This window comes from Saccharothrix deserti (assembly GCF_009769385.1).
Classification (GTDB): domain Bacteria; phylum Actinomycetota; class Actinomycetes; order Mycobacteriales; family Pseudonocardiaceae; genus Actinosynnema; species Actinosynnema deserti.
This window is the reverse complement of the sequence record NZ_VKAB01000001.1, coordinates 396,559-409,008: the sequence shown is the minus strand read 5'-3', so window position 1 is coordinate 409,008 and position 12,450 is coordinate 396,559. Positions and strand designations below refer to the sequence as shown.

The following is a 12,450-nucleotide window of genomic DNA, read 5'->3' as shown; positions in this document are numbered from 1 at the left end:
CCCCATTACCGGAAGGAGCGGGCATGAGGGTTGTGGCAGGGGTGCTGACCGCGTTGCTGGTCGGTTTGGTCGGTGGTGTCACCGGCCAGGGCACGGCATCCGCCCGGGTGCCGGAGACCGCGGAAGCCGAGCGTACGGGCCTGCAGGCGGCGGCGAAGAACGTCGAGCTGCGCAACGCGATCCCCGAGACCGAGGGCGCCGTCTCCATCAACTTCATGCAGCACCGGCACCGTGACGTGATGTTCCTCAGCGGCACGTTCGGGCTGAAGACCTACGACGTGACGAACGTCGACGACCCGAAGCTGTTGGACCACCTGACCAAGCAGGAGCTGGCGCTGCCGGGCGACGACCCGGAGCAGCGGTTCTGGGAGAACGAGGACGTCACCGTCGACCCGAACCGCGAGCTGGTGTTCCTGGCGCGCGAGCGCAGCGCGTTCGGCCGGCAGCCCGGCAACGAACGGCCGACCGGCGTCTACTTCGTGTCCGCCGCCGACCCGGCGCGGCTGGAGGTGCTGAGCTTCCAGTCGATGGGCACCGGCCACATCACGTCGTGCATCAACGACTGCTCATACCTGTGGACGACCGGCTACGACGGCACGCCGTCCACCGATCCGGACACCTACCGGCGTTCCGGCAAGGTGTTCGTCACCGACATCCGCGACCCGCGCAACCCGAAGACCCTGGCCACGTACGTGGACCTGAACCGCAACCAGGGTGAGACGCACATGACGCACGACGTCCAGGTGGACGCGGCGGGCATCGCGTGGGTCGCCGGGACGGGCGGGACGCGTGGGTATCACACGCGCGGTTGGCACCGCGATCCGTTGAGCGGGCAGGTGCGCGAGGCGACGGCGTACGACCCGATCCCGTACGCGGGCGGGGCGGCGCCGAAGCTGGACATGCCGACGTCGTTCTCGCACAACTCGTTCCGGCCGGTCGGGCGGACGCTGAAGGACGGGCCCAGGCCGTCGCGCGAGCACCCGGCGGGCAGCCTGCTGCTGCACACCGAGGAGGCGTTCGGCTCGGCGACGTGCGAGGACCAGGGGCGGTTCGTGATCTCGTCGCTGGAGGGTTCGAAGGGCGGCGAGTCGTGGCGGGCGACTCCGGAGCAGCCGTTCCACCTGAAGACGGTGGGCGTGTGGAGCCCGGACGACCAGGAAGGCACGCTGCCGGGGCCGGACGCGTTCTGCTCGGCGCACTACTTCGACGTGCACGAGCGGATCGTGGCCTACTCCTGGTACGAGCAGGGGACGCGGTTCCTGGACATCTCCGACCCGGCGAACCCGATCCAGGTGGCGTACTGGCGGCCGGAGGGCGCGGTGTCGTTCGCGCCGTACTGGCACCGGGGACGGGCGTTCGTGGCGGACCTGGCGCGTGGTGTGGAAGTGGTGAAGCTCACGGCGGGCGCGTACGAGGCGCAGGCTTCGCACACCAACGTGACGTTGAAGACGTCGCCGGCCGCGGCGGTCTTCCGGTCGGCGGAGAACCCGCGCAAACGCCTGCCGTTGGCTCCGGACCCGGACTACGGCTTCGCGTGCCCGATGTTGGTGGGCCGCTGCACGCCGGGCGAACCTTGTTGCTGAACCGGCTGTCGGTGCTGATGTCTCGCCGGGGGCCTTGGGGCTGAACCGAGGACCCCGGCGAAGCCCCTGCCACCCTGCCGCCCGTGCCGCAGCAGTGGCTTCGCAGGCGTCCCCGCCAAGGGGACCCCTGCTTTTATCCTGCCGGAAGGGTCTGACAATTTCAGGCCGTCCGGGCTGGGTTGTGGACAGCCGGGTTGTGAACTACCTGCCCACCGGGGTCAGGACCGTCGCCGTGCGCGCACCCAGGCCCAGGTCCGCCGCGAGCCGCAAGTCTTCCGCCGTGTCCACGTCGTGCCGCAGCGACGGCCAAGGCCCCACGAGCGCCGTCGCCCCCGACGCCGCATGGGCAGCCGCCGAGCCGACACCGAAAGCCGGAGCGAGGTCGCCGCCGGCCGCAGAGAGCAACAGCGTCGTACCGGTGCCCTGACGGTCCGGGCAGAACGCCCGCTCACCGGCCACCTCCAAAGCCGCCCCCAACTCCTCCGTCCGCAACGCCGGCAAGTCCGCCTGCAAAGCGCCCACCACCGACCCGGCGTCACGGGACCGCAGCACCCCGAACCCGAACCGCAGCGCCTCGTTCAACCCCTCCGGCCCGGCCACCGACTCGACGCCCAACGCCCGCAGTTCCAGCACCACCGCCGGGTCGGACGTGACCGCCAACACACCGCGCACCACCGGCAGCGCTGCCGCGATCGTGTCCAACGCGAACGCCAGCGCCAGCGCCGGGCGGTCCAGCCGGGCACCCACCAGCCGCGATTTGGCCCGGTCCAGGGTCTTGACCGGCACCACCAGGTCCACTTCGGCTCCCACCCCGCCATACTCCCCGATGCCGGCTGGACCTGGCCGGGGGCTCCGGTCTGATTGTCCGCCCTGCCGACGTGAGGAAGACTCCAGGTCCACGACGAGAAGGAGTGCACGTGGCCAAGGAGAAGGGCGGCTTCTGGGTGGGACTCGCCGCGGCGGTCTTCTACCCCGCCACCGCGCTGATGGCGCGGCGGCGCGACGAGGGCGGGGAGCGGATCCCCAAGACGGGCGGGGCGCTCGTCGTGATGAACCACGTGTCCCACCTGGACCCGGTGTACGACGCCGTCTTCACGCACAGGCAGGGCCGCGTGCCGCACTTCCTCGCCAAGCACAGCCTGTGGAACGTCCCGGTCCTCGGCGCCGTCATCAAGGGCGCCCGGCAGATCCCGGTCTACCGCGGCACCGCCGACGCGCAGCAGAGCCTCCGCGCCGCGCACGACGCGCTGGAGCAGGGCCTGATCGTGATCATCTACCCCGAGGGCACGATCACCCGAGACCCGGACGGCTGGCCGATGACCTCGCGCACCGGCGTGGCCCGGCTCGCCCTGGAACACGACGTCCCCGTGCTGCCCGCCGCCCGCTGGGGTACCCGGGACCTCTACGACCACTACCGCAAGAAGTTCCGCCCGCTGCCGCGCAAGACGGTGGTGACGAAGGTCGGCCCGCCGGTCGACCTGTCCGCCTACCGGGCCCAGCCGCAGAGCATCGCGTTGCTGCGCGAGGTGACCGACGTGCTGATGAACGAGGTGAAGGGCCTGCTCGCGGACATCCGCGAGGAGCAGGCGCCCGACGGCTTCTACACCAAGAAGGCCTGACGTGGACCGGGTCGCGGTGCTGGGCGCCGGGTCGTGGGGCACCGCCTTCGCCAAGGTGCTCGCGGACTCCGGCACGGACGTGGTGCTGTGGGCGCGGCGCCCCGAGGTCGCCGACGCCATCTCGAAGAGCCGGGTCAACACCGACTACCTGCCGGGCATCACCCTCCCCGGCAACCTGGCCGCCACCTCCGGCGCCGAGAAGGCGTTGGACGGCGCGCAGGCCGTGGTGCTGGCGGTGCCGAGCCAGACGTTGCGGCAGAACCTGAGCGGCTGGCGGTCGTCGCTGCCGCCGGACGCGACGCTGGTGAGCCTGGCCAAGGGTGTGGAACTGGGCACGTTGAAGCGGATGAGCGAGGTGATCCGCGAGGTCGCCGGCGTGCCGGAGGACCAGGTCGCGGTGGTGTCCGGGCCGAACCTGGCCAAGGAGATCGCCGCCGAGCAGCCGACCGCCACGGTCATCGCCTGCACCGACCACGACCGCGCGGTCGAGCTCCAGCACGCGTGCTCCAACTCCTACTTCCGGCCTTACACCAACGTGGACGTGGTGGGCTGCGAGCTGGGCGGCGCGTGCAAGAACGTCATCGCGCTGGCCTGCGGCATGGCGGCGGGCATGGGGTTCGGCGACAACACGATGGCCTCGATCATCACCCGCGGACTCGCCGAGACCGCCCGGCTGGGCGCGGCGCTGGGCGCGGACCCGTTGACGTTCGCCGGGTTGGCCGGTCTGGGCGACCTGGTGGCCACGTGCGCGTCGCCGCTGTCGCGCAACCGGTCGTTCGGGGAACGGCTGGGGCGCGGCGACTCGTTGGCGCAGGCGCAGGAAGCCGCGCACGGGCAGGTCGCCGAGGGGGTGAAGTCGTGCTCGTCCATCCGGGAGTTGGCCGTGCGGGTCGGGGTGGACATGCCGATCACCGACGGCGTGCACCAGGTGTGCCACGAAGGGCTGGACCCGCGCGTGCTGACGGCCGCGTTGCTCGGACGTGAGCCGAAGGCGGAACGGCAGTGACCTGGGGCGACGGGACCTGGGGCGACGGGACTTGGAGCGACGGGACCTGGGGCGACGGCACGCGCGTCGTGCACTCGACGCCGGCCGCGCCGGGGGAGCCGTTCCTGGCGGGACCGGTGTTCGCGTCGGCCTACCACCTGGGCGGCGAGGACACGTACGGCCGGGCGCACAACCCGACGTGGCGGGCGCTGGAGGTGGCGCTCGGCGGGTTGGACGGCGGCACGACCGTGCTGTTCCCGTCCGGCATGGCGGCCATCTCGACGTTCCTGCGCGTGGTGCTCGCGCCCGGTGACGTCGTGATGGTGCCGGGCGACGGCTACTACCTGACCCGCACGCTGGTCGCCGAGATGCCGGTGAAGGTGGTCGAGGTGCCGACCGCCGGGCCGTACCCGTCGTTCGACGGGGTGCGGCTGGTGCTGCTGGAGTCGCCGTCCAACCCGGGGTTGGACGTGTGCGACATCGCGGCGCTGGCCGAGGCCGCGCACGCGGCGGGCGCGCTGGTGGCGGTGGACAACACGACCGCGACGCCGCTCGGGCAGCAGCCGCTGCTGCTGGGCGCGGACGCGGTGCTGAGCAGCGACACGAAGGCCGTCGCCGGGCACAGCGACGTGCTGCTCGGGCACGTGTCCACTTCGGACGCGGCGCTGGCGGAGCGGGTGCGCGCGGCGCGGACGACCGGCGGCGCGATACCCGGCCCGTTCGAGGCGTGGCTGGCGCACCGCGGCCTCGGCACGCTGGACCTGCGGCTGAGCAGGCAGGCGGCGAACGCGGCGGCCCTGTACGACGTGCTGAAGGCGCACCCGGCGGTCACCGGTCTGCGCTGGCCGGGCGCACCGGAGGACCCGGCGCACGAGGTGGCGTCACGGCAGATGCGGCGGTTCGGCGGGGTGCTGACGTTCGAGCTGGCGGGCGTGGACGCGGTGGCCGCGTTCCTGGAGCGGTCGCGGCTGGTGTTCGCGAGCACCAGCTTCGGCGGCCTGCATACCAGCCTGGACCGGCGTGCGCAGTGGGGCGACCCGGTGCCCGAGGGCCTGGTCCGGCTGTCCGCGGGCTGCGAGGACACCGCCGACCTGGTCGAGGACGTGCTCCGTTCCCTCTGACGGTCCGCCTGACGTTCCCGCTGACGGGTTTCCCTAGATCGGGTTCCCCCTTGTGGGTTCACTGTGTGGGACGTGGTTGCGCGGTGACGGGCGTGCTGCCACCCTCTTCACCATGTCTTTCCGCGCCATGATCGACGGGCGGGGTCACATCGACCTCCGCCTGGTCGCCAGCGCGCTCTGTCTTTCTCGGTGATCGACTCGCGTCCCGCGAACCCGTGAGGTTCGCTACTCCCGCGCACTCACCCCGAGAAGGAACCATGTTCGCCGTTCCGGAGAACACCATCGCCCTGCCCCAGTCGCACGCCGCGCTGCACCCCGTGCGGATCGCGCTCGACACGGCGGCACGGCGGGAGCGCTGGGCCCACCTGCTCCGCTACGACCCCGACACCCGCTTCGCCGCGCTGGTGGAGAAGACCGAGGAGCAGGAGGTGTGGCTGATGAGCTGGTTGCCCGGCCAGCACGCCGACCTGCACGACCACGGCGCGACCAGCGGCGCGTTCACCGTGGTCAGCGGCTCGTTGACGGAGATCGTCACACCGGGCCCGGCCCAGGTGATGCACCACCTCGTGGCGGGGCAGTCGCGGGTGTTCGGCCCTTCGTACGTGCACCAGGTGCGCAACGACGGCACCGACCCCGCCGTCACGATCCACGTCTACCGCGACGGCGGGCGCACCATGCGGCCGATCCGGTTCGACCCGGTGTCGGGGACTACCTCCGCGCGGTGACGTGCGGCGGGACGTCCCAGGCGCCGACCAGCGACGGGTCGGACTCGGGCTCGCCCCAGACCGCGCGCAGCGGCAGCACGCCCGCCCACTTCTCGTTGGCGGCGACGTCCTCGGGCTCGTCGCCGGGCGGGCCGCTGCGGATCTTCACCGACGCCTCGGTGAGGTCGAGCGACAGCACGGCGGTCGCGGCGAGTTCCTTCGGCGTCGGCTGCCGGGCGTAGTCCCACGAGCCGGGCGCGATGTGCTCGGTGATCACCCGCAGGCCGTGCCGCTTGGCGTCCTCACCGGTGACCGGGACGGCCGTGCCGTGGATGACGGCGGCGCGGTAGTTCATCGAGTGGTCGAACACCGAGCGGGCGTAGACGACGCCGTCCACGATCGTGACGCCGACGCACACGGGCACACCGGCCGCGGCCTGGCGGATGCTGCGCGCGCCGGTCGATCCGTGCAGGTAGAGGGTGTTGCCGTCGCGTCCGTAACCGGTGGGCAGCACCAGCGGCGCGTCGTCCACGACCACGGCCAGGTGGCAGACCAGGGCGGCGTCGAGGACGGCGTGCAGCGCCTCGCGTTCGGTCACGGCGCGCTTGCGGCCGCGCTTGATGGTGCTGCGGTCTGTCGGTGACAGCGTCATGGGGTGACTTTCTCGGGTAGAGTGGCATTCTTCAAGTGCCAATTCTCGGCGTTCTGAGGAGGCCACTTTGTCGGAGACGGCGTTGGCGGTGGTGTTGGACCGCACGTCGGCCGAGCCGCTGGCCGTGCAGCTCGCGGACGCCCTGCGCGCGGCGGCGGCCGACGGGCGGCTGCGCAGCGGTGACCGGCTGCCCTCGACTCGGGCGCTGGCCGAACGGCTCGGCGTGAGCCGGACCGTGGCGGCGGCCGCGTACGAGCAGCTGCACGCCGAGGGCTGGATCGCGGGACGGCACGGTTCCGGGACTTACGTGACCACGACGCCGCCCGGCGCGTTGAAGTCGCGGCCCCGGCGTGCCGCCGCGCCACCGCTGCCCGCGGATGTCGTCGACCTCGCGCCGGGCGCGCCCTGGGCCGAGGGGCTGGACCGGGCGGCTTGGCGGCGGGCGTGGCGGGCGGCGGCGGACGTGCAGCCGATGTTCCGGCCGGCTCGCGGTGGGCTGCCGGAGTACCGGGCGGTGGTGGCGGAGCACCTGTTGCGGCACCGGGGGTTGGCCGTGCGCGGCGGGTTGCGGGAGGAGCTGGTGCTGGCGACCGGTGGGACGACGGCGGCGCTGGTGGAGCTGGGGTCGGCCGTGCTGCGGCCCGGTGACGCGGTGGCCGTGGAGGAGCCGGGGTACCAGCGGGCGGTGTGGGCGTTGCGGTCCGCCGGGGTGCGGGTCGTGCAGGCGCCCGTCGACGCCGAGGGGTTGCTGGTGGAGGCCGTGCCGCCGGGTGTGCGCGGCGTGTACTGCTCGCCCGCGCACCAGTACCCGTTGGGCGGGCGCATGTCAGCCGCGCGGCGGGTGGCGTTGGTGGAGCGGGCGCGGGCGGAGGGGTGGCTGGTCGTCGAGGACGATTACGACGGCGAGCTGCGGTACGACGTCGCGCCGTTGCCGTTGCTGGCGGCGCTCGCGCCGGACGTCGTGGTGCACCTCGGTACGACGAGCAAGATCCTCACGCCGACCCTCGGCGCCGGCTGGATGGTCGCACCCGAACCGATCGCCGCCGAAGTCCTGGCCCACCGCGACCGGACCGGCACCAGCCCGTCCGCGGCGGGGCAGCGGATCCTGGTCGAACTGGCCCGCAACGGCGACCTGGGCCGGCACCTCCGCAAGCTCCGGCGTGAACTCTCCGAACGCCGTGCGCTGCTGTCCGCCGCCTTCGCCGACGCGGGCGTTCCCGTGTTGGGGGACGACGCCGGCGCGCACATCGTCGTGCCCCTGCCGTCCCCCCAAGCGGAACGCGATGTGCTGGCCCAGGCACAAGCCTGCGGCCTGCGCCTGGACGGCCTGGGCCGCCACCACGCCGGCCGCCCGAAGGTCCACGGCGCCGCCATCGGCTACAGCGCCTGCTCCCGCGAGCAGCTGACCGCCGCCCTCCCCGACCTGATCCGCATCCTCACCGCCGCCACCCGCTAACCCAAACGCTCAACACACCCACCGCGACCGTAGGACACACCGCCCCCGAACGTAGGACACACGCGTTCTGAACGTAGGACACACGCGAGAGTCCTACGTTCAGGGTGCGAGAGTCGAACGCTCAGGAGCCCTGAGTTCAACATTCGCGTTGGCCGGTGGGGTACCTGAGTGTTGAACTCGGGGCTCCTGGAGGTTCGACTCTCGGGTCCTGGGGGTTCGACTCTCGCGTGTGTCCTACGTTCGCGTTGGGTGAGTCCTGCGTTCGGAACGCCTGAATTCAACGCTCGGGTGGGCGAAGGCCGGTGGGTCGGTTACGCCATCCGGGTAGGGTCCGAGCCATGACACAGCGCAAGACCAAGGTCGCCGTGGTGTTCGGCGGGCGCAGCAGCGAGCACATGGTCTCCTGCCTGTCCGCCGGCAGTGTCCTGCCGCACCTGGACCGGGACCGGTTCGACGTCGTGCCGGTGGGCATCACCGACAAGGGCGCCTGGGTGATCGGCGCCGACGACACCAAGGCGCTGGAGGTGCGCGACCGGCAGCTGCCGACCGTCAACTCGCTGGTCCCGGTGTCCGGCACCGAACTCGTGCCGGTCGCGCCGAACGACGTGCTGGCCGACGTGGACGTGGTGTTCCCCGTCCTGCACGGCGCCTGGGGCGAGGACGGCACCATCCAGGGCCTGCTGGAACTGGCCGACATCCCGTACGTGGGACCGGGTGTGCTCGCCAGCGCGGTCGCCATGGACAAGGAGTTCACCAAGCGCCTGCTCAAGGGCGCGGGACTGCCGGTCGGCGAGTTCGCGGTGCTGCGCCGCGACCAGGACACGCTGTCCGACACCGATCGGGAACGCCTGGGGCTGCCGGTCTTCGTCAAGCCCGCGCGCGCCGGGTCGTCCGTGGGCATCTCCAAGGTCGTGGACTGGGCCCACCTGGACAGCGCGATCGCCCTGGCCCGCAAGACCGACCCGAAGGTGATCATCGAGGCCGCCGTCTCCGGCCGCGAGGTCGAGTGCGGTGTGCTGGAGTTCCCGGACGGCCGGGTCGAGGCGTCGCTGCCCGCCGAGCTGCGCATCGTCGGCGGCGAGGTCGACTGGTACGACTTCGACGCCAAGTACCTCGACGACGTGTGCGAGTTCGACATCCCGGCCAAGCTGGAGGAGCACGTCAGCCGCGACCTGCGGGAGATGGCCGTCACCGCGTTCCGCGCGCTGGACTGCCAGGGCCTGGCCCGGGTCGACTTCTTCGTCACCGACTACGACGAGCTGGTCGTCAACGAGGTCAACACCATGCCGGGCTTCACGCCGATCTCGATGTACCCGCGGATGTGGGCCGAGACCGGCATCGACTACCCGACCCTGCTGGCCACGCTGGTCGACACCGCGATCGCCCGCGGCACCGGCCTGCGCTAGCCCCTCGTGTTCACGGGGCCCTTGGCGAGGGTGTCTCGGATCGTGGTCGAGATGTCCTGCAGGGGTCCCGTGCCCGCGTCCGCCGGCACGGTCAGCGCCACGTACACCGGCCGGTCCACCACGTACCAGGTGGCCGACCCGCCGTCGGACACCTCCAGCCACTGCACGTCCGAGATCAACCGCAGGTTGGAGGTCGGGTTGAGCTCACCGGGACGGTCCAGACCGCACCGCAGCACGACCGGGTCGTGCTGCGCGTCACCCCACGCCAACGCCCCGGCCGGCGCCGGTGACGCCAGCTCCCGTCGCGACAACGTGGCGCCGTTCGACACCAGCTGCATCGGCAGAGCGCTCAGCAGCGCCTTGCACTCGTCCGATTCGGCCTTCGGCGCCGGCACGGGCACCAGCGCGACGGGCCCGGAGCGGTCGGCGGTCGGATCGGCCGGGTCGTCCTTGCCCCCCGCGCCGAGGAAGAGGCCCACGGCCGCCACACCCGCCGCGAGCAGCGCCGGCAGGCCGAGGGCCACGGCGAGCAGCGGACGGGGGAGCAGCGAGGCGGGTTCCGGTTCCTGTGCCACCCGGTTATGACAACACGGACCTACAGGTGGACCACCGGGCAGGTCAGCGTTCGCGTGATGCCCTCCACGTTCTGGATGCGGGCGACCACGAGCTGTCCCAACTGGTCGACGGTCTCGGCGTCGGCCCGGACGATGACGTCGTACGGACCGGTGACGTCTTCCGCGGTGGCCACCCCGGGGATGCCGGAGATCTCTGCCGCAACGGCGGCTGCCTTCCCGACCTCGGTCTGGATGAGGATGTATGCGTGCACCACGGCGTGCCCCTTCGTCGCGACAGGTTAGGTCGGGGTAGGAACTGCACAGCAACGTACCCCAGTTGGGGTTCCGAATGCTCAGAACGGGAGGCAATCTTGCGTCCGGAGCCGCCGCGGAACGCGGACACGGTCGCTGAAGTGGGTGAGTTCGGTCTCATCCGCCGGGTGACGGCAGGTCGGACGCAGCCGCCTACCACCCTGCTCGGGCCGGGTGACGACGCGGCTGTGGTCGCGGCGCCCGACGGCCGCGTGGTGGTGTCCACCGACGTGCTCGTCGAAGGTGTCCACTTCAGACTCGACTGGTCGTCTCCAGAGCAGGTGGGCCGCAAGGCGGCGGCCGTGAACCTGGCTGATGTCGTTGCCATGGGCGCGATGCCGACGGCCCTGCTGATCGGTTTGGCGTGCCCGGCCGATACGCCGTCCTCTGTGGTCGAAGGGATCACCGCCGGCCTGTGGCAGGAGGCGACGGTCGCGGGCGCCGGTGTCGTCGGTGGCGACATGGTGTCGTCCGCGACGCTGGTGATCTCCGTTACCGCGCTCGGCGACATGGGCGGGTTGGAGCCCGTCACCCGATCGGGGGCACAAGTGGGTGATGTCGTCGCGGTGTGCGGGCGGCTCGGCTGGGCCGCGGGCGGACTGGCCGTGCTCCAGCGCGGGTTCCGGTCGCCGGTCGCGGTCGTCGGCGCCCAGCGGAATCCCGAACCCCCTTACGCCGCCGGACCCCAGGCCGCCGCGGCGGGCGCGACGGCGATGATCGACGTGTCGGACGGCCTGCTGGCCGATCTGGGGCACATCGCCGACGAGTCGGGCATCGGCATCGACATCCGCACCGAGTTGCTGGAAGTCCACCCGCGGCTGATCGACGTCGCGGCGGCGCTCGGCGCGGACGCCCGGCACTGGGCGTTGACCGGTGGTGAGGATCACGCGCTGGCGGCGACGTTCCCGGAGCCGGCGGCGGTGCCCGAGGGGTGGCGCACCATCGGCACGGTCCGGCACGGCAGCGGGGTGACCGTCGACGGCCGGGCGTACGAGAAACCCCCTGGCTGGGAGCACTGGCGGTAGGTAGCCTGGCGGGTGTGGAACTATTCACACTCGCGTATGATCATCCAGATTCGGTGAAGCTGATCGCCGATCTCCAGCAGGTCTACGTGACCCGCTACGGCGACGGCGACGTCACGCCGGTCGACCCGGCCGAGTTCGCCCCGCCCCTGGGGCACTTCGCGGTCGGGTACGTCGACGGCGAGCCGGTGGCCTGCGGCGGGTGGCGCGCCCACGACGAGGCGCAAGACTCGCTGCGGCCAGGCGACGCCGAGATCAAGCGCATGTACGTGGTCGACGCCATGCGCGGGCGCGGGCTCGCGCGGGTCGTGCTGGCGTCCCTGGAAACGGTGGCACGTGCCGCCGGGCGCAAGCGGATGGTCCTGGAGACCGGGTTGCGGCAGCCCGAGGCGATCAAGCTCTACGAATCCAGCGGGTACGCGCGCATCGACAACTTCGGCGTCTACCGGCATCATCCGGAAAGCCTTTGCTTCGCGAAGGAGCTCTAGTGCCGGGAGGACCGCGATGGCGATCTACGCGTTGGGCGACTCGGAGCCGGTGATCCACCCGGACGCCTACGTGCACCCCGACGCGACCGTGATCGGCGACGTCCGGATCGGCGCGCACGCGTCCGTGTGGCCGCAGGCCGTGCTGCGCGGCGACTACGGGCGCATCGAGGTCGGCGCGCGGACGTCGGTCCAGGACGGCACGGTCGTGCACTGCACCGAGATCCACCCGACGTTGATCGGCGCGGAGTGCGTCATCGGGCACAACGCGCACATCGAGGGCGCGACCATCGCCGACCGGTGCCTGATCGCCTCGGGATCGGTGGTGCTCAACGGGTCCGTGGTGGAGACCGGCGCGATCGTCGGCGCGGGCGCGGTGGTGTCGTTCGGTGGGCACGTGCCGGCGCGGTCGATGGCCCTCGGCGTGCCCGCGAAGGTGCGCGAGGGGTACGTCGTGCCGGACGGCGCCTGGCAGTTGGCGGTCGACAGGTACGTGGACAACATCTTGCTGTACCGCAAGGGTCTGCGGCGGCTGGACTGAGATAAAGTCC

At 71.9% G+C, this 12,450-nt stretch carries 14 protein-coding genes; 10 read left to right on the top strand and 4 right to left on the bottom strand.

What is annotated here, in order from left to right; genetic code table 11:
- The first annotated feature begins 23 nt into the window (after positions 1-23).
- Entirely contained in the window at positions 24-1,583 is a 1,560-nt protein-coding gene (locus tag FM051_RS13475) for an LVIVD repeat-containing protein (protein WP_158843258.1), read from the top strand.
- A gap of 201 nt (positions 1,584-1,784) precedes the next feature.
- On the opposite strand, the gene cofC is transcribed toward FM051_RS13475, so the two are convergent.
- Positions 1,785-2,393, bottom strand: coding sequence for a 2-phospho-L-lactate guanylyltransferase (cofC, locus tag FM051_RS13470; protein ID WP_158843257.1), 609 nt, complete (start codon positions 2,391-2,393; stop codon positions 1,785-1,787).
- A 107-nt stretch (positions 2,394-2,500) separates the two neighbouring features.
- Here cofC and FM051_RS13465 point away from each other — a divergent pair, with 107 nt between their 5' ends.
- From FM051_RS13465 to FM051_RS13450, 4 genes are all read left to right on the top strand, one after another.
- Positions 2,501-3,202 carry a lysophospholipid acyltransferase family protein gene (locus tag FM051_RS13465; protein ID WP_158843256.1) on the top strand — a complete coding sequence of 234 codons (702 nt, stop codon included), beginning with the start codon at positions 2,501-2,503 and terminating at the stop codon, positions 3,200-3,202.
- Position 3,203: 1 nt separating this feature from the next.
- On the top strand, positions 3,204-4,208 hold the full coding sequence (locus FM051_RS13460; protein WP_158843255.1) for an NAD(P)H-dependent glycerol-3-phosphate dehydrogenase: 1,005 nt from the start codon (positions 3,204-3,206) through the stop codon (positions 4,206-4,208).
- Positions 4,205-5,308 (top strand): cystathionine gamma-lyase, encoded by a 1,104-nt coding sequence (locus tag FM051_RS13455; RefSeq protein ID WP_158843254.1) that lies wholly within the window; start codon positions 4,205-4,207, stop codon positions 5,306-5,308. Before FM051_RS13460 ends, FM051_RS13455 begins: the two co-directional genes overlap by 4 nt.
- Positions 5,309-5,565: 257 nt before the next feature.
- Positions 5,566-6,033 (top strand): cysteine dioxygenase, encoded by a 468-nt coding sequence (locus tag FM051_RS13450; RefSeq protein WP_158843253.1) that lies wholly within the window; start codon positions 5,566-5,568, stop codon positions 6,031-6,033.
- On the opposite strand, the gene FM051_RS13445 is transcribed toward FM051_RS13450, so the two are convergent.
- On the bottom strand, positions 6,017-6,664 hold the full coding sequence (locus FM051_RS13445) for a pyridoxamine 5'-phosphate oxidase family protein (RefSeq protein WP_158843252.1): 648 nt from the start codon (positions 6,662-6,664) through the stop codon (positions 6,017-6,019). The two genes, FM051_RS13450 and FM051_RS13445, sit on opposite strands and share 17 nt — an antisense overlap.
- A 67-nt stretch (positions 6,665-6,731) precedes the next feature.
- Between FM051_RS13445 and pdxR the strand changes: the two genes are divergently transcribed.
- Together pdxR and FM051_RS13435 are read left to right on the top strand one after the other, a co-directional pair.
- Positions 6,732-8,120: a MocR-like pyridoxine biosynthesis transcription factor PdxR gene (gene pdxR / locus FM051_RS13440; protein ID WP_158843251.1), complete on the top strand. Its 1,389-nt coding sequence runs from the start codon at positions 6,732-6,734 to the stop codon at positions 8,118-8,120.
- 338 nt (positions 8,121-8,458) lie between these two features.
- Positions 8,459-9,526 carry a D-alanine--D-alanine ligase family protein gene (locus tag FM051_RS13435; protein ID WP_158843250.1) on the top strand — a complete coding sequence of 356 codons (1,068 nt, stop codon included), beginning with the start codon at positions 8,459-8,461 and terminating at the stop codon, positions 9,524-9,526.
- On the opposite strand, the gene FM051_RS13430 is transcribed toward FM051_RS13435, so the two are convergent.
- Together FM051_RS13430 and FM051_RS13425 are read right to left on the bottom strand one after the other, a co-directional pair.
- A complete protein-coding gene (locus FM051_RS13430) occupies positions 9,523-10,101 on the bottom strand; it encodes a DUF3515 domain-containing protein (RefSeq protein WP_158843249.1) in 579 nt (192 codons plus the stop codon). The genes FM051_RS13435 and FM051_RS13430 overlap by 4 nt on opposite strands.
- Before the next feature lie 20 nt (positions 10,102-10,121).
- Positions 10,122-10,355 (bottom strand): Lrp/AsnC family transcriptional regulator, encoded by a 234-nt coding sequence (locus FM051_RS13425; protein ID WP_077009418.1) that lies wholly within the window; start codon positions 10,353-10,355, stop codon positions 10,122-10,124.
- Positions 10,356-10,451: 96 nt separating this feature from the next.
- Here FM051_RS13425 and FM051_RS13420 point away from each other — a divergent pair, with 96 nt between their 5' ends.
- Genes FM051_RS13420 through FM051_RS13410 form a run of 3 tightly spaced genes read left to right on the top strand, consistent with a single transcriptional unit; the run spans position 10,452 to position 12,440 of the window.
- Positions 10,452-11,417: a thiamine-phosphate kinase gene (locus FM051_RS13420; protein WP_158843248.1), complete on the top strand. Its 966-nt coding sequence runs from the start codon at positions 10,452-10,454 to the stop codon at positions 11,415-11,417.
- Between the two features lie 14 nt (positions 11,418-11,431).
- The gene (locus tag FM051_RS13415; protein WP_158843247.1) at positions 11,432-11,902 is read left to right on the top strand and encodes a GNAT family N-acetyltransferase; all 471 of its coding nucleotides are present in this window, start codon (positions 11,432-11,434) and stop codon (positions 11,900-11,902) included.
- A 16-nt stretch (positions 11,903-11,918) separates the two neighbouring features.
- On the top strand, positions 11,919-12,440 hold the full coding sequence (locus tag FM051_RS13410; protein ID WP_158843246.1) for a gamma carbonic anhydrase family protein: 522 nt from the start codon (positions 11,919-11,921) through the stop codon (positions 12,438-12,440).
- Positions 12,441-12,450 lie beyond the last annotated feature (10 nt).

Excerpts from the sequence above, each read along its gene's own strand:
- FM051_RS13410 (WP_158843246.1), top strand. The coding sequence starts at position 11,919 with ATGGCGATCTACGCGTTGGGCGACTCGGAGCCGGTGATCCACCCGGAC.
- FM051_RS13475 (WP_158843258.1), top strand. The coding sequence starts at position 24 with ATGAGGGTTGTGGCAGGGGTGCTGACCGCGTTGCTGGTCGGTTTGGTC.
- FM051_RS13435 (WP_158843250.1), top strand. The coding sequence starts at position 8,459 with ATGACACAGCGCAAGACCAAGGTCGCCGTGGTGTTCGGCGGGCGCAGC.
- FM051_RS13450 (WP_158843253.1), top strand. The coding sequence starts at position 5,566 with ATGTTCGCCGTTCCGGAGAACACCATCGCCCTGCCCCAGTCGCACGCC.
- FM051_RS13445 (WP_158843252.1), bottom strand. The coding sequence starts at position 6,664 with ATGACGCTGTCACCGACAGACCGCAGCACCATCAAGCGCGGCCGCAAG.